Here is a 21921-nt window from a genome sequence, read left to right as displayed (position 1 = left end):
CTTTATGTAGCTCGCATTCCTTTGACTTGAGACAAACGGAATCAATCGTCAGCAATTACTCTCCTAAAATCTCACGTAAAAACAGCTCACGATTTTCTAAAAAATGCCGTGTCAATTGGTAGTGTTCCGTTTGCTCATAGTCAATCTCTTTGATCACATCCTGATCAAAACTAAAAATCGTTCCATGTGGATAGCCTAATAAAATCGGAGAGTGAGTCGCAATAATGAATTGGCTATCCCCTGTCGAAACCAAATCATGTAAAATCGCTAAAAACGAAAGTTGCCGCTGTGGCGACAGAGCCGCCTCAGGCTCATCTAGTAGATAAATTCCTTTTTTATTGAATCGATTCGTAAAAAGGGACAAAAATGCTTCTCCGTGTGACTGATGATGCAAGGAACGCCCCCCGTATGCATCGAATGTACCGATTGCATCAATATGGGAAGCAAACTGATAGAAAGACTCAGCCCTAAGAAAAAAACCATTTGAAACTTTTGGCAACCATGAAAGGCGAATATAATCACCAAGCGCAGATTCTGACGCATCCACTTCATAATAATTGTTGCGTCCGCCCCCCGCCGTATTAAAATCGCATTTATCGGCAATCGCTTCTAGCAATGTTGATTTTCCTGAGCCATTTTCGCCGACAAAAAAAGTGACATGGCTCTTCAAATCAAGCCTATGAAAATGTTTCATAACGGGAATAGAAAAAGGATACGATTGAAAAGAAGAAATTTTTTCCCGCTGCAATTCAATCCGTTTTAAGAACATGTATGCCCACCTACCATTCAATAATCGTACTTTCCACCATGGATCACCCATTTTTTAGCCAGCGCTTGTTAGAATGCAGAGCACCCTTGCTTCTTTTTACATTGTACAAAAAAAGCTTGTCGCCTGTCCTAACAAAACCGAAATGCAAACGGCAAAGTCGTGCCTGGACGTAAAGTTGTACTCCTTTATGTTAAAAGGAGCAATTAAAAAGAAGTATAAAAATCATAATTATGTTATCCTATTGTCCCACCAACCTAAAAGGAGTTTCGGATGATGAGCAACCTTACAGCTAAAAGCTTTATTGATGAGTTGCAACTCCATCAGAATGAAGCGGACAAAGAAAAAATGAAAAAATTCTTTAAAGGGTCAGACAAAAACACGACGTGCTTAGGGTTAAACATGCGTACGGTGTTCCAAATTGCCAAGCAATTCACGGACATGCCCCTGACAGAAATAGAACAGCTCTTAGAAAACGATTATTATGAAGTAAGAATGGGCGCCGTCAGCATTATGGATTTCCAGGCCAAGAAAAAGAAGCTCACAGATGAACATAGACAGGCCTTGTACGACCTTTACATTCAAAGACATGACCGTATCAACAATTGGGATTTTGTCGACCGCGCCGCTCCTTCTGTAGTCGGAACATATCTACTGGATAAACCAAAAGATAAGCTGTACGAAATGGCGCATTCCTTGAATATTTGGGAGCGGAGAACGGCGATTGTAAGTACGTTTAGCTTTATTAAAAACGGCCATTTGGAAGATACATTTTCTATTGCCGAAATACTCATCAACGATAAAGAAGAGTTAATCAACAAAGCGGTCGGCAGTTTTATTCGTGAAGCCGGAAAGAGAGACGAGGAAAAGTTAAAGTCATTCTTGAATAAACACGCCCGCACGATGCCTCGGATTACGCTTAGATATGCGATTGAGAAGTTTGATAAAAGTACACGGGACTACTATTTAAGCTTAAAAAACAATTAACATGATAAAGCGAATCAGCCAAGAGTCTGAACTTTCATCATTATGCCTTGAATACAATCAGTAGTCTGCGCTATACTATAAAAATTAACGACATTAGGCCAATGAAGAGAATCCAACTCGGAGGCGTTTTCGTCAAGGGGAAGCCTTTCCCCCTAAGTTAACCGGACCCGCCCGTTACCGCGGAACTAAGTGGATTGGACAGTTATGCTGTTCGGTCAATTTGGGTGGCACCGCGAGAAAAGCGCTCCTCGTCCCAATCGGACGAGAGCGCTTTTTGTATTCTCATTAAAAAGGAGTGCGTTGCCATGTTGGACATCAAGTGGATTAGGCAAAACCAAGCAAAAGTGCAAACAATCGCGGACCAAAAGGGGATCCCCATCTCCATCTCTCAATTAGTTAAGTACGATGACAGACGGCGAGCCCTGCTCCACGAGTTGGAACAGCTGCGCCAAGATCGGAATCGGCTCAGCCAAGAAATTAGCGTGTTCATGCGGAACAATGAACGTGAGAAAGTGGACCACCACAAAAAACGCGTGAAAGAAATCAACCAACGCTTACACACTATTGAAGAGGAGCATAAAGAAGTCGAAGGCCATTATAGACAGCTCATGCTTTATGTACCCAATGTTGTGTCACCGGATACGCCGGTGGGCGTATCCGATCATGACAATGTCGAGATAAAACGGGTCGGCGAACCGACAACGTTTGCTTTTGAACCAAAAGATCATGTAGCGCTTGGAGAGCTCCATCAGATGATTGATCTCCCCCGCGGCGTTAAGACTGCCGGCAGCCGCAATTACTACTTGACGGATATGGGAGCGCTCTTGCACCGGGCAGTGCAGCAGTTGGCCATTGACGTGTTAGTCCAAAGAGGATTCAAGCTGCTTGAAGTGCCGCTCATGGTCCGGACAGAGGCCTTGCTGAATACCGCACACTTCCCGCTTGGCCAAGAGCAAACGTTCAAAATGGCAGAGGAGGACAAATGGCTGGTCGGTACATCTGAAGTCCCCCTTGTGTCGTATTACGATCATGAAATGATAGACGTCGCAGAGCCGATCAGACTTGCTGCCGTCTCTACCTGCTTCCGCAACGAAGTGGGGTCAGCAGGAAAAGACGTTCATGGCTTGTACCGGTTGCATCAATTTGCAAAAGTCGAGCAAGTCATTTTGTGTGAAGCTAATTTGGATACGTCGGAACAGCTCTTTCAAGAGATTACGGCCAATGCGGAGGAGATCCTGGCGCTCCTTGAACTTCCTTATCGCATCATGGCTGTATGCACCGGCGACATGTCTCAAAAAACCTATAAACAATGGGACATCGAAACCTGGATGCCAAGCAGGCACGGGTACGGAGAGACTCATTCCGCCTCTAACCTGCTGGATTTTCAAGCTCGCCGCTCAAACATTCGCTACCGAGATCGAGACGGCAAGACACAATTTTGCTACACCTTAAACAACACGGCCATCGCTTCTCCCCGAATATTGATTCCACTGCTGGAAAATCACCAGCAGGAAGATGGTTCCATTCGGATTCCTCAAGCTTTACAGAGATACATGCAAGGGCTGGAACGCCTGGAGCCCTGATCATTAAAGGCAGCCCCTTTTGTTCACAGGGGCTGCTAGGTTTTATTCCTGGAAGCCTCCCTGTCGCTGCTATCATTTACGACCTAACCGCCCAAGACAGTCAATATAATCTCGGGTAACAGAGGTTTATATGCTTGCCTTCTATCATCTTTTCATTTTATAATGAATGAGTAAAATTTCACTCATAAAAAATGAGGAGGCAACTACAGCTATGCCCCGTAGCAAAAAACAATTCGAAGAAATGCGTAGCGCAACTCGTGATAAAATTCAATCTGCCGCCATGCACCTGTTTGTTCATCAAGGTTATGGCTCAACGAATGTGCAGCAAATTGCCGATGTAGCGGGTATCAGCATTGGCTTGTTATACCGACATTATAAAAACAAAGAAGTCCTTTTCCATGAGTTGGTGGATTTCGCCATGGCCGGGCTGCAAGCAGTAGTTGATTCATTCCGCACGGGGGATTCACCTAAAAAACAACTTGAGCAATTTGTAAAAGAAATATATAGCGATTTGTCCACAAGTGACGACCTTGCCAACTTGATGGTTCTGATGACACAGTCCTTCTTCTCAGGAGGTGCCAGCCAGAAACATCATGAAATCGTGGGACTGAATCAACAAATGCTGGAGGCGACAGCTGATTTAATCAAAAGAGGACAGGAAAAAAATGAATTTAAGCAAGGACCGCCGGATGAAATGGCGATGCACTTTTTTTCAACTATACAGGGACTGGCCATTATGAAAATTACATTAAAAGAACGATTTGTAATGCCTTCTGTACAAATCATTATTGCTGGACTTTCTAAGGAAGGAGAAAAATAGCATGAACATTCGCCCGCCATTCGAAGTAGTTAGAGCAGATCAAATGCCCCATGATGCAAGAAATCAAATGGCCCATATATTTGCCGATGGATTCAGCCAATGGCTCGATTATTTCTCCAATGACAAAAAAGTAATTGCCAACGCTTTTGCCCATATGTTCAAAATGGACCAGTTTTATGTAGCTGTATCTGGGCAGGAAATTGCGGCTATGGCAGCATGTACCGACTGCCATACCTTATCGTTACAGTTGGACAGAAAACAGCTAAGGAAATTCCTGGGCCTTTATAAAGGGGTGTTAGCAGGGATCATTTTAAAACGGGCGTTTGAAAAACCTTTTGAAGATCCTCCGTCTAACACCGGATCAATTGAATTTGTCGGCACCGCTCTTAAATTTAGAAGCCAGGGGGCAGCTTCTCATCTAATCGATACGATCATGAAAATGATACCGTTTGAGCAATACATTATTGAGGAAGTAGCCGATACCAACTTGCCTGCCATGAAATTGTATCACAAGCTCGGCTTTGAAGAATACAAACGAAAACGGCTTTCCACCTCTGCGGCTAAGAAGAGCGGTATTCAATATATGATTTCTTTAAGACGTATGAATAATAAGCAAACCACTTAGGAAGAGTACAACAGGCCACGATTAGGGATTTTGCTTTCTTTTATATGTTCATTTTAAACATCTGTTTTTTTGCAAGTGATACCAAACCATTTCGCGGCGAGATATGCGGCACGGGCAACCCACTGCCCACTCCCCTAACGAGTAAACTTGCTAGGAAATTGCCAGTTTAATTGTTTTGGTTAGCGACTCCCCATTCACATAATTCCTCCAAAACAGGTAATAATGTCTCTGCTTTTTCAGTGAGGCTGTACTCGACTTTAGGAGGGATTTGCGGATACTCTTTCCGTTTCACCATGCCATCAGCTTCCAATTCTTTCAGTTGCGAACTTAATGTTTTATAAGTAATTGTTCCTATTTGCCTTTTCAACTCATTGAAGCGTACCGTTTCGTTTTCCGCCAAAAGGTAAATAATAACCATTTTCCATTTACCGCCAATAACAGACAATGTGTAACCAAAAGGCGTATCTTGAATATGTTTCACTTTGCCTTTGTATTCAGCCATACTCATCTTCACACTATCCTTTCGGGTAGTACCTATCAAAATAGTGCGTACTACTTTTTATTTTGTGCCCAGTTTATACTAACCTTACTTTGAAGTAAAGGAGAAAAACGATGACACAAAAAACAGTACGCTTATTAATGCCCCCATGGCAAGGAGGAAACAACCCTAACTACTCTTTTGGAGCCGAACTGCTTGCTTGGCTTGCTCCGAACAATGATCAACCTCTTATTCATGTGCCCGTTCAAGCTTATAATGGTACTCCCCTTGAGAACGAGAACGGGATGAATGGTAGAACGCAGTTGCTTGCACAGTTAGAAGCTGCTCAGCATATCATTCATGCTCATAAACCGGATCGCATTGTCATGTTTGGCGGCGACTGCTTAGTCGAGCAGGCCCCATTTGCCTATTTAAACGAACGATACGGCGGGGAATTAGGTTTAATTTGGATTGATGCTCATAGTGATTTAGTTAGATATGTCGGGTATGATAATGCCCATTCTTTACCTCTCGGGGATGAGGAGTTCGCAAAACATGTGAAAATCCCTTTAAAACCAGAAAACGTCTTTATCGCGGGATTAGCGGCTCCTACAGAGCAAGAAATGGAATTGTTTGCAGAAGCGTTTCAAAGACTGGGTATAGCTCCTACAGAACCAGATACGGAAGTAATTCAAAGACTCGGTATTAGAACGGCTGGGACTGAGGAGTTGGCAAACAGTACTGCATCCATTAAAGAGTGGATTAAAGAAAGCGGCATTAAGCACCTGGCTATTCACCTTGATTTAGATGTCCTTGACCCAAAAGCATTCCGTTCTTTATTATTCGCTAACCCTGAAGCACCTTTTAACCTTACTCCGGAGGGAACGATGCAAATCCCGCAACTGATTAATCTGATTAAAGAACTATCTGAAGAAACGGATGTGGTTGGATTAGGAATAACGGAGCATATGCCGTGGGACGCTATTAATTTGAAGAACTTACTTCGGGATATCCCCCTATTAAATGAGTAAGTTTTACTATTTCACGCTTTGACATGTCTTTATAAAAAGAGTACTTCCCGAAAACTGTGAACGCTCATGTCACTGGTGGTCCACTTTCTCCACAGATGACATGAGCATTATTCGTTAGCACAAGTCCCAAAGATAGTCACTGCACGAGTGTCAATTTAGCTTTCTACAAAAAACTCGCCCCCCTAGTAAGAACCAATTTATACTTCCTTCATACGGATCCTGGCGGCAATTATCAAAATCAAATCGCAGATCATTCCAAATGAAATTAGGAATTGAACGCCATGTTACGTGCTGTTTTATAATAAATTCAATCACTTAGTTGAAGGAGGCTAGTGATGTATACAATCGGCCAGCTTTCCAAGAAAACAGGCGTTACAGTTATACTTGACTACTATAGAGCGAGATCAACTTGCTGAAACCTGCTGCCGCCAGCTTTGCGACGATGCCTTTGTTGTTTCGTCAGGCTTGTTTTTGCCGGACTCTATTTAGAATTCATCAGGTTGATTCTTGTTCATGGTTCTATATTGAATAAATTCTTTAGCTCGCGTATATAAAAGGATACTGGCAAACAATCCAGCTAATCCAAAGGAGAACAGAATCCATTGAATGGGGTAAGCGGCAGCTATTAAAGCACTTAAAACAGCATACGCAATAGGGTCAAACCCATTCATGGCCAGATAAACTAAGCTAGTAACCCTGCCCATGATGTGCTGTGGTGTCTTTTCTTGAACACCTGAAAACACTGGAATATACGTAAGTGCAAATCCCCCTCCAATAAAGAAGAGTAGGACAGTGAGTAAATACAGATTAGTTGCTTGGCTAAAGAGAATGAAAAATACAAGCAAAGCGAACAGAGATAAAAGTGCTAGGTATCCCTTACGATCAATCTGTACTTTTGCTAGTATTGATGTTCCTGCAACAATGCCTATACCTAATGAAACCTCCATAAAGCTTAAATTAAGTGGCGTTCCACCGAATGTGTCAACGAGAATAGGGATAGCTAAATGTAACCCTCCAATTACAAAGAAGTTACTAAAGATTAACACCATAATGCCCGTCTTTAAAAATGAAGAGGACATTACATATCGAAAACCCTCTTTAATATCTTTTAACGGTGACTCTAATTTGTCACTGTCAGCAGGAGCTTCTTGTATAAATGGTGGGAATACGAAAAAGGCTGAAAATCCAATAAGTATTGTAGCGACCAAATAACTGATTGAGGCATCACCATACTCCAAAAGGACTCCGGCTAAAATAGGACCTACAAGAAAACATACTTGTGTGATACCTTGATATACAGCATTTGCTTTTTGAATTTGAGAGTGTTTTACAATCTTAGGTATCATAGATGTACTCGCAGGACCGAAGAACGCATCCAAAGCACCGAAAACAGCAGAAATAGCAATTAAAGAAAACACACTTATATAATCATAAGCTACCAAAAATGTTAACAGTCCTAATACAGGAAATTGAACTAAGTTAGTTGAAAACATAATAGTTGTTTTCTTAAATCTATCAGCTAAAAAACCACCAAATATCATCAAAGCAAGTCTAGGTACACTCGATGCAATTAACACGATTCCCAGTATACTTGCCATACCTAAATCCGAAACGATGTACCACGTAGTGGTGGTTAAAAACATACTAAATCCTGATATAGCGAATATGTTTGCTATAGATAATAAAATAAACGTACGATTTTTATAAAGCGATAATGAAATGTCCATTAAAAATTGTCCTCTCAAGTTAGATACATAGACAGACCGTCCGGTTTGTTGGTTCTAAAAAATATTATCAATTACGTGTTATTACTTTAAATCATTCTTTTCTTCTTCCCACGTAATTTTGTATTCGTTAATCTTTTTTTCAATATTCAATTCAATATTCATATTTTGGAACATAGCAGTTACTTCTTCTGTCCTCTTTCTTCGGTCTTTTTCATAATAATAAAACGCATCTCGGTAATCATGATCTCTGAGCATTTTTGCTAGTACCATCGAATCTTCTAGACTAAATGAAGCTCCTTGACCTAAAAAAGGATTCGCTGTATGGACAGCGTCTCCAACGAGAACAACACGACCTTTTGACCACATAGGTAAATCGTTGACCTCGTAAATACTCCTCGGGAAAAACATCTCTGTGTTTTCTATCATACGTTGGAGGTTTTTAGTCACTTTCCAATCTTTCATTTGTTCAGATATAAACTCTCTAATGGTTTCTTTATTGGCTTTCTCAAAATGTTTTGTAGGAAGTTTCTCAGGGCGCATAGAGAAGGCTTGCCATAGAATATTAAACTTGTTTGTGGGATGTGCTTTTCCAAAAATAAAGAATAGATTTTCATCGTAGTATAAATAACTACTGGATTCATCCCATTCAAAATCTTCGACATACGAGACCCCTTGAAGTCCCCACATACCGCTATAATCTAATTTAGCGCTTGATGCAACAGCTTCTCTAGTTCTTGAAAAAGTTCCATCTGCTCCAATAAGAATATCGGTTTTTATTGATGTTTCATCTTCAAAAAAAGCTTCAATTGAATTAGAAAGTTGCTTTACCGAAATCAACTTTTTGCTGTATTTAATTTCTATCCCTTGACGTTGAGCTTCTTTTAAGAGAGGATTTAAGATATTTGACCTCATAACATTAATTAAAGGAGCATTAAAGTGTTTTTCATTGTAATTATTTATAATTGCTTCCACTTCATTTTCACTGTTTATTTGACAAATACTTTTTATGATCGTTGAATTAGCAATGACCTCCTCCTTACACCCTATCTCACCTAAAACTTTCACTCCATTTGGAGACAGTAAAAAACCTGCACCCGTTTCTATTTCGGCTGATCTACTTTCATAAATAGTGCTTTCAATGCCTGCCTTTTTTAAAAATAATGCGGTAGCTACCCCTGCAACACCACTTCCAATAATCGCTACATGCTTATGATTCATGACATTACTCTCCTCTCAATTATAGACAGACCGTTCGGTCTATTATAGTATAAAAAAAATATTTAGCAACAGGGATCCGAAGGAAGCGAAATTTATGCTACCTTCTTACCCCATTTAAGAAAATATCTATGGCTTTCTTATGAAAATTATTCTCATTTTCCTCAAAATCATCATAATAATGTTTATAATCACTACTTATAAATAATAGGCTCATAAGAAAATAGCCTAATACGCTCGGGTCTTCATTTTGGTTGATTTGTTTAGACGTTTGGCATTGCTTAATAATATCCACAAAAAAATCAAGGTATAGTTTATCTATATCTTTAATCTTTTTCATCACCTCGTCTGATTTGAACGCACTAAGATAAAACTCTTCGGTTGCTTTATGGTAATAAAGATTAATGCTAGACTTGGCTACAAATTCTGAGAGTGTATATAAAATATGGTTTGAATTATTTTGTTTTTTTTCAGCTTCTATTTTCCAATCTTTCAGCCATTGATTAGCATCTTCTTCAAGAATATATACAAATAGATTTTCTTTGTTTTTGAAATGGTGATACAAATTCCCTTTACTTGATTGTGCAGCTTCTATAATTTGATTCATTGAGGTTTCTGAGAAACCTTTTGTTTGAAATAATTTTCTAGCTGCTGAGATGATCTTCTTTTTTTGTTCACTCATTATAGTGCTCCTTATATTGAAGTAGTAATTATAAACATAATAGTATGGAATGGATGACTTCGCAAACAGGTTGAATGAGGAACAAGGATTGGTAGTTCAGTAAGTATCCGGTCTAAGCAACTACATAGCCGATGCGTTCATTTCTCACTGTGCGAAAAACTTCGTTATTTGTAACCGCTTCAATTTCTTATATACAAACTATGCTGTTGGTGATAAAATAATTTCTACAGGAAACAATTTTATTTTTACTGAATACAAAAGGAGGACATGACTCATGGATCCTATTGAAACGACTATCCCATCTTTTGATGGTACAAAGCTTTACTTTGTAAAAAATCTGGTAGACCATGCGAGGGCTGCCGTCGTCATTGTTCATGGCTTATGTGAGCACGCCGGACGCTACGACTATTTGACGGAAAACTTAAATGCGCGCGGCTTCAATGTATACCGTTTTGATCATCGCGGCCATGCCAGATCAGAAGGCAAACGCACATTTTATAGCAACTTTCACCAAATTATTGATGACGTGAATGTAATGGTTGATCAAGCATTACAGGAAAGCACCAATATACCCGTGTTTGTGATTGGACATAGTATGGGTGGCTTTGCCTCAGCAGCATTTGGCACCAAGTACCCTGGCAAAGTGAAAGGAATTGTATTGTCGGGAGCACTTACCCGCTATAATACCCAGGTTGCAGGGGAACTCCCGCTTGCTCTTCCCACGGGAACTTATCTTCCGAATGAACTTGGCAGCGGAGTGTGCAGCGACCCTGAAGTTGTAGCGGCCTATGCGAATGACCCGCTTGTAGAAAAGCAAATTTCCGTCGATCTGTTTAATTGTTTAGGTGAAGGTGTAGCGTGGCTAAAGCAGTCTGCTGAAAATTTCGTTGATCCGGTCTTTGTCATGCATGGTGCGAATGACGGCCTTGTCAGCGAGCAGGATTCCCGTGATTTTTATGGAGATATCGCATCCGCTGATAAATCTTTAAAAATTTACGCTCATTTGATGCATGAAATCTTCAACGAGCCAAGCCGCGACGAAGTCATCGCAGAAGCGATTGCGTGGCTAGAAAAACGCATCTAATTGTAAAGGTCTGTGAAATACGTAATTAGAATATGTTATGATCCTTTCTAAAGGCACACGATTTAACTATGGAAGGGATTTATTAATGAAACTAGAATGGATGGGGGAACATCGAGCCCTTATTGAGAAGATCATTAAGTATGGCAACGCCTATTCCAATACTTATAAGCAGCAGCGAAGCTATGGTACAGATATAACGTTTTCCGCAGCGCAGATCCAAACGTTGGAGTATATTCTAGAGGCTGAGGAAAAGGAGGAGAAAATGTCCGAAATGGCTGCGCGCCTCGGAGTCAGCCGCAGCACGTTCTCAAAGAATGTTAAACACCTAACAGAAAAAGGCTTATTAGAAAAGTATCACTTAAGCGGAAATCGTAAAGATATTTATGTTAAGCCTTCTGCCAAAGGACGCGAAGTGTACGAACAATATACGCGATTTGTTTACAAGCTCTGCTTTGAGGAAATCTTTCAATACGCAGACAAAATTTCAGAGGAAGACAAGGACAACTTCATCCGTATTTTAGATTTATTCGCCGATGTATTGCTCTGGTACGGTAAAAAAGAACAAGAGCCGCGAAAGCTTATAAAAATTGATGAACAAGGTAAACCCGATTCACCTATGTAAGAAAGTGAACAGAGCAAGCAAGCTTGTTTAATTGATCAGACAGCATCCCGCAGGACCAAGCTCGGAACGTTTAATCCTTGCGGGATGTACAACTGCTAGTAGAAAAATAGGAAAGCGCTTTTGCCCTTAGTATCCATTTTACTTTCGTGGGCCGTTTATCCTCATTCCCTCCACTTTATTTGAGCAATCGCCCCCTCTTCTATTGTTTTGGACAGCTGCTTGTATACGTAATCTCGCTTAGGTTAAGCAGTAAGTGCCAGTTCACGTGCTTCTTTGATAGTAAGTGGGTTGCATCCAAGATCCTCATTCAGATGAATGCCATCACAATAGATTTTTTCCTAGTGTCTCGTCCACACTAAGTGTGACCTATCCAAATGTACGTTGCATATCCCTCGCCCAATATATTTCAATCCATTCTCACATACAGAGGGAGACAAAAGAGAACAGCAGTTTTATAATGGGTGCAAGTGATTTCAATCCACTCCCTCATACAGAGGGAGACGTGCCGAATGGGAAATCCCGTTCTACCGGTTCTTGAGCTCTATGGTTTAATTTTTCATCTTTTGGACCACGCTGCTTCAAGCTACAATTAATTGAAAACGGCACTATTGGATTAAATATTGGTAGAAATAGACTCATGAAGAGCATGATAAATTTAAATGTTTATCCCTAAAATTAGCCAAAGTGTGTGGTCATATGCTGATTCGGACTTACATTCCGCAAATGCCTTTATCTATGTTTGTCGATTACTTTTGGTATATGGAAGCTTACAATCCTTCTCATCCGAGGGAACTGACTTTGCCAGACGGTTCTGTGGAAATGATTATCGATCTTGGGGAGGATGTGATTCGACTGTTTGATCGCCACAATCGCGAGTTGGTTTTTGGCCATGCCATTGTCTGCGGCCCGCATTCGGAATATTTTGTGATCAATTCGACATGTGCGTCAAGGGTGATCGGCATTCATTTCAAACCGGGCGGCATCCACCCGTTCCTGAAAGAACGACTTGATGAGATTCATAATACACATCTTCCGTTACATGCATTATGGGGATCCAGAATTAGTGGACTTCGTGATGAACTGCTAGATTCCTTAGTACCAGAAAAGATGTTCCAGATTCTTGAACGAAGATTGCTATCGCTTGCGATAAGGGATTTAGAAAGGCATCCGGCAGTACAATATGTGCTGAACAACCTTCATGGGAATCGAATAGGCGAAATCATTGAACAAGTCGGCATCAGTCATCGAAAATTCAATCAACTATTCAAGGAAGAAGTGGGCATGACGCCAAAGCGATTAAATCGCATTTATCGGTTTCAGGAAGTACTGCGCAATCTTCATTTCGGGGAAACTCGTTCATGGACTGACATTGCCTTGGAATGCAGTTATTACGATCAAGCACATTTCATTAAAGATTTCCAATCATTCTCCGGGCTTAATCCAAGCGAATATAAGCCCATATCAGGAAGGCATTATAATCACGCTGCGATTTTCACATAAGGTCAAAAATTTACAATAAAGCCTCATGGTTACAGGCTATAATAAATATAACAAGGTGTATACATTCATGGAATCAAGGTTGTCCAGGCTTTTGAAGAAGGTTTTTTCGAAATGAAGGAGGGCTGCATAAGTGGCTAACAAAATCGCACCACAGGGTTATCTATAGTAAGAGATGCAAATCAGTTGATTGCGTTTCTGAAAAAGGTGTTTGAAGCAGAAGAGTTAAACCGGGGAACAAGTGAAGGTGGAGCCATCACTCATGCAGAAATACGAATTGGCGACACGATCGTTGAATTGTCTGAAGGGAATGAGAAGTTCCCGCCGAGAACGAATGCGATTCATGTGTTTGTTGAGGATGCAGATGCTTGTTATTCACGAGCAATAGCTGCTGGTGCGACATCACTGTACGAGCCTGCGGATATGCCCTATGGAGAACGCAGTGGAGGAGTGGAAGATCCTTTCGGTAACCATTGGTATATAGCGACCTTTACTGGGAGAGAAGGCCATGGTTACTATTGACCAGGTTCGGCAATTGGCGCTATCTTTACCGGAAACGGAAGAAGTAGAGCATTGGGGAAAGCCTTCCTTTCGTGTACGAAACAAAATTTTTGCAGTGATCCAATTGGACGGTGTGTCACTGGTCATCAAAACGACAAAGGACGACCTACTGGCTTACACGACAATGGCGCCCGAGATTTATCGCATACCAGACAGTTTTAGCAATCTGGCTTTCATGATCGTTCGCATGGATCGCGTAGACTCTGGAGAATTCCGCGATTTCCTTATGCTAGCATGGAGTCTCGTGTCTCCTAAAAAAGTAGTGAAGGCTTACTATGCAGCAATACAAGGAAGAAAATGAACGATAAAGGAGACACAATAATGGCAAAAGTGATAATTCACGCCACAACAACACTTGATGGATTTATGGCTGACAAAGACGGTGGTATCGATTGGATGTTTGATTTTGAAGCTGTGGAACAAGATTATGCAGTAGTCAATAAAGTTATGGAGGAAATAGGTGCCATAGTTGGTGGCGCCAATAAATCGAACACAATTGAAGAAGGGGAGATACCGTACGGCGGCATGTTGAAAGTCCCAATATATCTGATGACGCACGAAGCCCATGAACCAGTTGAAAAAGATGGTATTACGTACCGTTTCGTCGTTAACGATATTAAGCAAGCTGTTGAGGCTGCAAAAGAAAGCGCTGGCAATAAAAATGTCGCTCTTTTGGGAGGAAGCATCTCCAGACAATGTCTTAAACTCGGTCTAGTGGATGAAATTGTACTAGATATAGTGCCTCTGCTATTGGGTGAAGGCATTTCATTGTTTGGTGGGCTCGGAGAGCGTATTAAGTTGGAGCGAATAGAAACATCGGCCTTTGCGAGTGAAACTCACCTGCGATACCGGGTTGTGAGGTAACGTATCCTAGCTTTTATGAAATGATGCGGGTTGACGACATTTCAATCCACTCCCTCACGCAGACGGAGACACCCCTGTCCGCACAATTAGTAAATGTAATTTAAAATTCACTCCACGAACGTGAATTAGATTCTTGCAGCATGTGCTCGTTCAATTGCCGTTCGTAAGATTATCTGGAAATAAGATACCATTCCTTCTTGCACAGCGCGAAAACTTATTCACAAGCGGGAAGAAAACAGCTTGTAGCGACTAATGCCTGTCTTCAGATTTTATCCATGAGCAACGCGCCTTCCTTTTTTGTTAGGTTTTGAATCGTTCCTTTCAGATAAAAAGACATCCAGCACAAACACTGGATGTCTCTTTCCTTTACAACGGCAATGGCGCGACCGCTGAGATGAGTTGTTTTTCAATTAATTCCTGCCAGAACGCTTCTGGGATTTTCTCTCGTAAGGCTTCGAGGTCTTCCTTAATGCGATCGGATCTCGTTGATCCAGGAATGACCGCAGCTACCGCTGGATGCGCTGTTGAAAACTGTAGCGCTGCTGCTTTTAGGCTGACGCCGTGAGACTCTGCTACTTCTGTGACTTTGTTGATTTTCGTTTGAACGTCTCGTGGGATCTCACCGTAGTTATAGTGATCTCCCCCAAGTAGGGCACCTGAGCTATACGGTGCACCTACAACGATGGCTGAATTCGATTGCTCGACTTCAGGCATCATTCTGCGCAGTGTGTCTTCATGATCAAGAAGGGTGTATTGGGTTGCTTGCAAACTAATAGTTGGATGCACTTCTTCAAGTTGAAGGGCAAGCTCAATTGGGATTGTTGTGTTTACACCAAGGCCCCATCCTTTTATGACACCTTGTTTCTTTAAGTCATCAAGTACAAGGAAGGCACCTGTTCGCGCTTCTTCAAATTTGGCGATCCATTCGTCCCCATGAAAATCAGGTGACAGATCGTGTACAAACACAAAGTCCAGACGATTGGTCTGAAGTCTTTCCATGCTTTGATCTATGGAGGTGTGCGTAGCCTCTGCAGAGTAGTCTGTTGTCATTTTATTGGTTCGACCATTCGTAAAGAGGCCTTCTTTTTCCTCCGTTTCGTCTTCAATGACGCGACCGACCTTTGTACTTAAAACATAGTCATCTCGATTTTGCTTAGAGAGAAACTTCCCTAAACGAAGCTCTGCAAGACCTGCCCCATAAAATGGTGCTGTGTCATAATAACGAATGCCTGCATTCCAGGCTGCTTCGATCGTCGCTTGGGCTTCTTCTTCTAGCACTTCACGAAACATATTGCCAAGCGGTGCTGTTCCAAGTCCTATTTTTTGGGTCAGTAATTCTTTTATGTGCTTCATGTCTCATTCTCCTCCGTTTCATTCATATGCATCTTTTACCGTTCATCTTAAGGTTTAAACCTCCCATAAGTAGGATATTTCTTCCTTAACAAGCATAGGAAGGGCTAACCCTTTCAAGATGATCAATCTTGAAAGACAAGGAACTTATGAAATTGGTTTGAACCATGTCAGCCAAATCATGCCACTTAGACCGGTTTCTTATTAATGACATGAAACGGATTGTAGATGAAAATTTAACACGTATAACGTCCACATAGATTATAAAATTCGTTCTACTCTATATCCCTCTTTTTCTAATAATGTAGGGATACTTGGTTCAAGAATGACGGGAAATGTACCGACAAAGACAAAGAATGTCTGATCTTGATTAAACTGTATGGTTTGATCAAGCTTCTTTGACATTTTTAGATTACGTTGATCATGTAACTGCAATAAACAGGCTCACTGTCGACAATCACACCGTCCATATCAAAAATGACTGCATATGCGCCGTCTTTTTTCATCCTTTTACTTCCATTTCATACTAATTAACTGCTTGATTTTCTCCACTTCTGTTTTGCCGGTCTCTTGGTCAATCAGTGATGTATACAAATGAGGAATCACCGTTTTTGCCCCGTTGTCAAGACAGACTTGAACGATGCGCTCGACATTGTCCACATCAATTCCCCCTGTTGGCTCAAAGATTGTTAAACCGGCATTGACAGCCGCCTTGACCATTGCCGCGACTTCGTCAAGACGTTTTTCACCATCGATCGGATAAAACTTGACAGAATTTACGCCAATTTCAGCAAGTATGGCCGCAGCCAGTTCACAGGAAACGTTTTCTTTAAAGTTAGAACTGCTTGGACCAGTAGAAATATAGACTTCACCAGCTGTCCCAGATGGTTCGATGAGTGCATTGACGAGTGTAGTCGACGCCTTTAGCTCGCTCATCCGCCCACGTGTATAGCCGGCTGCTGGAAAGACTTGATTGATATGGTTTGGCACCGTCTTGGCGGAAACATCAGCAACCATTTTCCACATTGCAGGGTCGCCAGCTCCTAGTCCTACTGAGACAGGAATATCGTTGTTTTTATACAATGCCACCTGTTCAATTGCTTCTTTGGCTGATGGAAAATGTTTGACCATTACGCCTATGAGCACACGGTCCCCTGCTACTTCCACTAGCTCTTTTGCGTTTTCTACATCTTTGGCCAATACGTTGAAAATGACTTTTTCGTTCATGAGGACTGCCCCTCTTTCAGTATCCGTTTGATTTCACTTGCAATGATGTCTTCTTGTCCTTTCAGTAAAGGACGGGGATCAACCGATAATATTCCCACATTTACATAATGATGCCGTAAAAAGATGGCTGGGTTGCCTGATTCAAGCCGGTGGAGAAGCTCTGCAGCTGTCATGCCTGCTTTGTTGGCATCGACTTGAATTTGCGCACGGTAAATGGCTCTTCCCGCCTCGTCTTGTTTGATCGAACAATGCAATCCTTTCGCATCTGCCAAAGCCTCGGTCAGCTTTGTCATACGTTCAATCTGTTCATCGCCATTGTCTTCCTTAGACGGATATTGTTTTAAAGCAGCAATAAGCCCGGCAACCCCTTCTTTCCCAACTTTCATTGGTCGGCCAACTCCTTTATATTGCATGCGGCATGCTTCCATCCATTTCTTTTTCCCGCAAATCAAACCAGAAGTGGGACCTTCCAATGCTTTTCCACCACTGTAAATAACGATATCTGCGCCCATTCGGATATATGCTTGAAAATCTTCTTCTGCCGCTGCATCAACAATGAATGGTAACTGGTGTTCCTTCGCAATCCTCATCATTGTTTCAAGCGACTGCGTGCCTTTTTGAACAGCATGATGGGATTTTATATAAAGAAGTGCGGCTGTTTTCTCTGTAATCGCCTGTTCGATATGATCTGGCTCGACCTTATTCGCATTGCCAACCTCGATCGGTTTCCCGCCACCGATTCGAACCATTTGCGCAATGCTGGCCCCAAAATGAACTTGCTGGCCTTTTTGAATAATCACTTCATTTCTGAGCCCTTCGGAGTCCGGCATTCTTTCGATTAATGAAAGATTTTTTCCGGTTATCACCGAAGCTGTGGCGATGGCAATTCCTGCGGCTGCGCCGCATGTAGGGCAGCCGTCTTCCGCGCCTGTGTATTCGGCGATCACACTGCCGGCGAATTCCATCATTTCATCGATATCGACATAATCTTGCGCGGCACGCTTTAGCGCATCTGCAACTTCATCACTGACTGCAGACGCACCTAGAGCCGTCATTTTCCCACTTGCGTTAATGACTTTACGAAGACCCAACTGTGCAAAAAAACTCATCGCTCACTCATCCTATTCTAAAGAGATTGGAAATATTGCGCCAAAAATCATGGCGCCTAAAATCGCTCCGCCTGCTACTGGCTTTTTCCATATATAGAAAATCGCCGCACCAATGGTTGAACCAATTCCGATTGGGATCGAGGCACTTGCTGCAGAAAGGACGATTAACGGTCCGAGAAAGCGGCCCGATGTATTTCCGGCGCCCATCATAATATCAGCACCAAACGTGGAATTGGATTGCCCGACTGTTAATTTGCGAATCGCTAAAATGGCATAGCCAACGAGTGCCCCTAACACAGCGCCTGTTAGCAAGGAAAGGATAAAATTTTCAATTGGGGCTGTGATACCCGACGCTAGCAGGATTGCCGGCACACCTATGCCAAGACCGGTTTGCAAGGATCCGCCAATGTCTAATATCCCTACAAGCGCCCCTTCTAACACGCGGGCGAATAAAAAGCTCGCGCCAAAAGCGGCAGCTGCCCCATAGCCTGCTCCTTGAATCCCAGCTTCCAACATAGCGACAATTGCGACATCATTAAAAGCGCCAATTTTATACACATAGTACATATGCGTTCCGGCAAAAATGCCTGACGAAAGAAGGGCGACAAAAATGGGAAAGGACCAGTCCGCATACCAAAACGTTTTATACATATCTTTTTCAGCGAGAGACTCTGATTGCGTTGTCACCTTACTTCACCTCTAATCCTAACAGTTTATGAAAGTCTAAAAGCCATTCTGGTGGAGCCATGTTCATGCTCTCCAATAACTGAATATCGAAGCCACGGAAAAATGCGCTTAAAATAAAGAGAACAATAACTGAAATAAGCAATGTCTTCGTTACTTTCGTCCAACCGCTATCATCGACTCCCTTGCCGATTAATATGCCAAGCACCACACCTGGCACGGCATTCCCCATAATCAAATGGGCAGCACCACCGAAAATCGTCCCCCAGAAACCAGAGCGCTTGCCAGCGTCTAATGCGGCCAACCAGAAAATGACGGGCATAATCGGATCGATTAACAAATTTGCTGCCGGCACAAGGACGTGGACGGCAATCGCTTGCAATGATTCCGGAATCGCAGAAGCTGTCAAGTTCAAAAAGGCAACGACGATAATCCCAATAATGCCGCCTGAAATCGCCATTTTTTTCGGATTATGTAGCGTATCTTCTGGGCGCTTGCCTTTGCGCATTAATACCGCTGCCGCCCAGTTAGGAATAATACGGTGGTCCACATCCTGTGTGAAGGCACCTGCCCCGACAGAGGACGCCCACGCATTAAAGAAGAAGCCTAATCCGAATGAAAAGTGGGACGCCGCATCTCCCGCGCAAGCATTTAGCTCCCCAAGTGTCCGGAATGCCCCCATTCCTTGTGCTTTTGGTGCATGGAACATCCGGGCGGCCCCAGCACCGACACCAACACCGACAAAAGCACCAATAATGATTGATTTTATTGCTACCTCTATCATCTCCATATGTTTCTCCTCCGCTATTTATCCGCTACTTGTCTATTGCGGAAAATATGATTTACAATCCCATCAGGCGACTCGATTTTTTTAAAAGGAATCTCCTCTACTTTCAGCAGTGTAATCTTTACATCCACTTCTAACTTGACCGTATACTCGCTTCTTTTTCTCGGGAAGAAAAAGAGCAAAAAGCGCTCCGTGTACGTATGCTCAATCGCTTCATTGACATGGATGCTTACAGGTTCAATCCGGATAATCATCGCTTTATACTCATCCATCACTTTTCTCTGGATTTTCCCGAGCGCCGTGTTAATGGCAAGCTCCTTAGACTTTCCTTTGCCGCTTACTAGAACGGTGTGCTGGACCATCTTCTCCATCATGTTACCCTTGCACTTTCTTTAAATAGGCTTCCGTAATTCTCTTGCCAAGCTCTTCTGTATCCATAAAACCAAAACCGAGTACTTTTTTTCCTTCATTAATGGCTGTGATGCCTTCATCAACAGAACGCATGCCATAATGTGCTGGGTAGCCGTATTTTGTTTGTGCAGTGATGGCACCTGCTCCACCGCTTCCACAGAATGAAATACCGATATCAGCATTCTCTGTATCCATAACATCACCAAGACGCATGTCCGCGCCAACACCGGAAATGACAATCGCCTTCCCACCAGCAGCTTCAACGCCTTTTGCTACATGATGTCCTTTACCTAAGCGATCCCCGATAACCACAACAACTTGACTCATTTTACATTCCCCCTCCAATGATTAATCCTTCATTTTAGCTGTTTCAAAATGGATAGAAAGCAAGTATTTCTCATCCTCATGCAAATCCGTCAATCTGTTGCACACTTTTTCTGCCATTTCGATTGATTGCTTGGATACTTCCTGAAATAGATGTTTATCGATAGGCTCGATCCGTTCCTTATGCGTGGAACGGTAGACCATCGCTGAAAGATGGGACAATAACGATAGCTTCTGCGCGTCTGTCGTCTGAATATGCTCTTGCCTTAATAGGTTTTCTGTAAATTGCATCACTTCCACGCACAGTTCGTAGTTTTCACTCTTGCGGTATAATTCTTGCACTTTCCCTTCCATTTTCCTTCGTGTATGCCACCTTTCCAGTCTTAACGGTTATATACGGGGTAAGCACTTGATGATAGCTCAGTTGTTCACCTTCTGAATCAATAAGTGTAGACATCCCTTCTTCTTTAAGGCCGAATATCGTCACATCTGCTATGGTCCCAAGGCGAAATGTTCCTTGCTCTGTTAAGTGAAGCGTGTCGGCTGCTCTTTTTGTTACAGCGGCAACCACATCTGTCAATCGGTACCCTAGTGCAAGAAGCTTGGTCATCGTCACCATCAGGCTGCCTACTGGAGTTGCATAGTTGTTTTTATAAATATCTGTGCTTATCGTAAATGGAAGATCATAGTTGTCCTTAAATCGTTTCATTGTTTTATAGCTAAAGCTCGAAGTGCCATGCCCCACATCGAAGCGGACGCCTCTTTCAATCGCACTTCTTGCTTCCGGAATCATGTCTCCTGACTCAGTTAAAATTCCATGCTTCTTTCCATGAAAAGCATGCGTGACAATATCCCCCTGTTTAAGAAGGGGAAAAATCTCCTGTAAAGGCGGCGGTGGATTCCCGATATGGACCATAATTGGCTTGCCAAGCCGGTCTGCCAACTGTCTGGCATGGACTAATGGCTTGATTCCACTGTTTTTCACAACAGAACCGCTCATACGCGCTTTTATGCCTACAAGGCTCTGCTCTTGTTGGAAAATTTCGTTTGCTTCTTTTAGCGTCATTAACTCATCTAATTTGGCAAGCTCAGATAGGCCATTACATAAGCCCTTTCGTGACAGGTTTAAAAAGGCCAATATTTCTGTCTTGCTTTTCTCGATCACGGTTTCCTTAAAAATTGGATAGTTCTCGTACCCCGCACTGCCAGCATCCACGATTGTTGTGACTCCCTGATCGATCCCTACTAAATCGGGCTCAATGCCCAGCTCGGTATAATCTTCAAACACATGGGCATGCAAGTCGATAAAACCTGGTGCAACATAATGATTGGTTGCATCGATATACTGAACCTCTCCACCTGCCTGTATCACATCTTCTACTGCCGTAAAAACACCATTGACGATGCCAATCTCTTTTTTGCTAATCGTTAAAGTTTCCGGGTCAATCACGAAGCCGTTCTGGATAATAATGCCTTGAATCATATAA

Annotated in this window: 26 protein-coding genes; 11 read left to right on the top strand and 15 right to left on the bottom strand. The window is 42.4% G+C overall.

The features are described from left to right. Window positions 1-55: 55 nt before the first annotated feature. Window positions 56-769 carry an AAA family ATPase gene (locus V5G21_RS16465; RefSeq protein WP_073303869.1) on the bottom strand — a complete coding sequence of 238 codons (714 nt, stop codon included), beginning with the start codon at window positions 767-769 and terminating at the stop codon, window positions 56-58. A 273-nt stretch (window positions 770-1042) separates the two neighbouring features. Here V5G21_RS16465 and V5G21_RS16460 point away from each other — a divergent pair, with 273 nt between their 5' ends. The 4 genes from V5G21_RS16460 (at window position 1043) to V5G21_RS16445 (ending at window position 4781) form a co-directional block, all read left to right on the top strand. Next, window positions 1043-1753 carry a DNA alkylation repair protein gene (locus tag V5G21_RS16460; RefSeq protein ID WP_094428932.1) on the top strand — a complete coding sequence of 237 codons (711 nt, stop codon included), beginning with the start codon at window positions 1043-1045 and terminating at the stop codon, window positions 1751-1753. Between the two features lie 305 nt (window positions 1754-2058). Further along, window positions 2059-3336 (top strand): serine--tRNA ligase, encoded by a 1278-nt coding sequence (serS, locus tag V5G21_RS16455; RefSeq protein ID WP_073303864.1) that lies wholly within the window; start codon window positions 2059-2061, stop codon window positions 3334-3336. Window positions 3337-3547: 211 nt separating this feature from the next. Then, the gene (locus tag V5G21_RS16450) at window positions 3548-4156 is read left to right on the top strand and encodes a TetR/AcrR family transcriptional regulator (RefSeq protein ID WP_095326866.1); all 609 of its coding nucleotides are present in this window, start codon (window positions 3548-3550) and stop codon (window positions 4154-4156) included. Window position 4157: 1 nt separating this feature from the next. Continuing rightward, window positions 4158-4781: a GNAT family N-acetyltransferase gene (locus tag V5G21_RS16445; RefSeq protein ID WP_338464948.1), complete on the top strand. Its 624-nt coding sequence runs from the start codon at window positions 4158-4160 to the stop codon at window positions 4779-4781. A gap of 166 nt (window positions 4782-4947) precedes the next feature. Here V5G21_RS16445 and V5G21_RS16440 read toward each other — a convergent pair whose 3' ends face one another. Further along, a complete protein-coding gene (locus V5G21_RS16440; protein ID WP_073303794.1) occupies window positions 4948-5289 on the bottom strand; it encodes a winged helix-turn-helix transcriptional regulator in 342 nt (113 codons plus the stop codon). Window positions 5290-5393: 104 nt separating this feature from the next. On the opposite strand from V5G21_RS16440, the gene V5G21_RS16435 reads away from it, so the two are divergent. Further along, entirely contained in the window at window positions 5394-6290 is an 897-nt protein-coding gene (locus tag V5G21_RS16435; protein WP_338464946.1) for an arginase family protein, read from the top strand. Window positions 6291-6775: 485 nt separating this feature from the next. Here V5G21_RS16435 and V5G21_RS16430 read toward each other — a convergent pair whose 3' ends face one another. The 3 genes from V5G21_RS16430 to V5G21_RS16420 all read right to left on the bottom strand — a co-directional run bounded on the left by V5G21_RS16430 (window position 6776) and on the right by V5G21_RS16420 (window position 9914). Next, on the bottom strand, window positions 6776-8017 hold the full coding sequence (locus tag V5G21_RS16430) for an MFS transporter (RefSeq protein ID WP_095316895.1): 1242 nt from the start codon (window positions 8015-8017) through the stop codon (window positions 6776-6778). A gap of 81 nt (window positions 8018-8098) precedes the next feature. Next, the gene (locus V5G21_RS16425; RefSeq protein ID WP_338464945.1) at window positions 8099-9235 is read right to left on the bottom strand and encodes an NAD(P)/FAD-dependent oxidoreductase; all 1137 of its coding nucleotides are present in this window, start codon (window positions 9233-9235) and stop codon (window positions 8099-8101) included. A 97-nt stretch (window positions 9236-9332) separates the two neighbouring features. Continuing rightward, window positions 9333-9914 carry a TetR/AcrR family transcriptional regulator gene (locus V5G21_RS16420; protein ID WP_338464944.1) on the bottom strand — a complete coding sequence of 194 codons (582 nt, stop codon included), beginning with the start codon at window positions 9912-9914 and terminating at the stop codon, window positions 9333-9335. Window positions 9915-10188: 274 nt separating this feature from the next. On the opposite strand from V5G21_RS16420, the gene V5G21_RS16415 reads away from it, so the two are divergent. The 6 genes from V5G21_RS16415 to V5G21_RS16390 all read left to right on the top strand — a co-directional run bounded on the left by V5G21_RS16415 (window position 10189) and on the right by V5G21_RS16390 (window position 14542). Further along, a complete protein-coding gene (locus tag V5G21_RS16415) occupies window positions 10189-10998 on the top strand; it encodes an alpha/beta hydrolase (protein ID WP_011246266.1) in 810 nt (269 codons plus the stop codon). Between the two features lie 85 nt (window positions 10999-11083). Continuing rightward, on the top strand, window positions 11084-11620 hold the full coding sequence (locus V5G21_RS16410; RefSeq protein WP_011246265.1) for a MarR family winged helix-turn-helix transcriptional regulator: 537 nt from the start codon (window positions 11084-11086) through the stop codon (window positions 11618-11620). A 696-nt stretch (window positions 11621-12316) separates the two neighbouring features. After that, a complete protein-coding gene (locus V5G21_RS16405) occupies window positions 12317-13120 on the top strand; it encodes a helix-turn-helix domain-containing protein (protein ID WP_212930296.1) in 804 nt (267 codons plus the stop codon). Between the two features lie 183 nt (window positions 13121-13303). Then, entirely contained in the window at window positions 13304-13639 is a 336-nt protein-coding gene (locus V5G21_RS16400) for a VOC family protein (RefSeq protein WP_095294526.1), read from the top strand. Further along, window positions 13626-13979, top strand: a complete 354-nt coding sequence (locus V5G21_RS16395) for an MmcQ/YjbR family DNA-binding protein (protein WP_035204378.1) — start codon at window positions 13626-13628, stop codon at window positions 13977-13979. The genes V5G21_RS16400 and V5G21_RS16395 overlap by 14 nt, the downstream gene beginning before the upstream one ends. A 20-nt stretch (window positions 13980-13999) precedes the next feature. After that, entirely contained in the window at window positions 14000-14542 is a 543-nt protein-coding gene (locus tag V5G21_RS16390; protein ID WP_035204377.1) for a dihydrofolate reductase family protein, read from the top strand. Between the two features lie 366 nt (window positions 14543-14908). On the opposite strand, the gene V5G21_RS16385 is transcribed toward V5G21_RS16390, so the two are convergent. From V5G21_RS16385 to V5G21_RS16340, 10 genes are all read right to left on the bottom strand, one after another. After that, complete coding sequence (locus V5G21_RS16385; protein ID WP_095294524.1) at window positions 14909-15895, bottom strand: aldo/keto reductase; 987 nt, start codon at window positions 15893-15895, stop codon at window positions 14909-14911. A 258-nt stretch (window positions 15896-16153) separates the two neighbouring features. After that, window positions 16154-16297, bottom strand: coding sequence for a hypothetical protein (locus tag V5G21_RS16380; protein ID WP_081427587.1), 144 nt, complete (start codon window positions 16295-16297; stop codon window positions 16154-16156). 105 nt (window positions 16298-16402) lie between these two features. Beyond that, window positions 16403-17119: a KDGP aldolase gene (locus V5G21_RS16375; protein ID WP_338464943.1), complete on the bottom strand. Its 717-nt coding sequence runs from the start codon at window positions 17117-17119 to the stop codon at window positions 16403-16405. Continuing rightward, entirely contained in the window at window positions 17116-18228 is a 1113-nt protein-coding gene (locus V5G21_RS16370) for a DgaE family pyridoxal phosphate-dependent ammonia lyase (protein WP_095255013.1), read from the bottom strand. The genes V5G21_RS16375 and V5G21_RS16370 overlap by 4 nt, the downstream gene beginning before the upstream one ends. Before the next feature lie 12 nt (window positions 18229-18240). Beyond that, window positions 18241-18879 (bottom strand): DUF4310 family protein, encoded by a 639-nt coding sequence (locus V5G21_RS16365; protein ID WP_035204593.1) that lies wholly within the window; start codon window positions 18877-18879, stop codon window positions 18241-18243. Window positions 18880-18916: 37 nt separating this feature from the next. Beyond that, complete coding sequence (locus V5G21_RS16360; RefSeq protein ID WP_035204369.1) at window positions 18917-19702, bottom strand: DUF4311 domain-containing protein; 786 nt, start codon at window positions 19700-19702, stop codon at window positions 18917-18919. Window positions 19703-19716: 14 nt separating this feature from the next. Continuing rightward, entirely contained in the window at window positions 19717-20070 is a 354-nt protein-coding gene (locus V5G21_RS16355) for a DUF4312 family protein (RefSeq protein ID WP_035204366.1), read from the bottom strand. A gap of 4 nt (window positions 20071-20074) precedes the next feature. Next, window positions 20075-20437 carry a glycine-rich SFCGS family protein gene (locus V5G21_RS16350; RefSeq protein ID WP_041823734.1) on the bottom strand — a complete coding sequence of 121 codons (363 nt, stop codon included), beginning with the start codon at window positions 20435-20437 and terminating at the stop codon, window positions 20075-20077. Between the two features lie 21 nt (window positions 20438-20458). Next, a complete protein-coding gene (locus V5G21_RS16345) occupies window positions 20459-20776 on the bottom strand; it encodes a PRD domain-containing protein (protein ID WP_160162505.1) in 318 nt (105 codons plus the stop codon). Further along, window positions 20751-21917 (bottom strand): amidohydrolase/deacetylase family metallohydrolase, encoded by a 1167-nt coding sequence (locus tag V5G21_RS16340; protein ID WP_011246253.1) that lies wholly within the window; start codon window positions 21915-21917, stop codon window positions 20751-20753. The genes V5G21_RS16345 and V5G21_RS16340 overlap by 26 nt, the downstream gene beginning before the upstream one ends. Window positions 21918-21921: the final 4 nt, after the last annotated feature.

This window comes from Shouchella rhizosphaerae (genome assembly GCF_036700015.1).
Lineage (GTDB): Bacteria > Bacillota > Bacilli > Bacillales > Bacillaceae_D > Shouchella > Shouchella rhizosphaerae.
The sequence above is the reverse complement of the archived record's forward strand: the minus strand, read 5'-3'. Positions and strand labels throughout refer to the sequence as shown.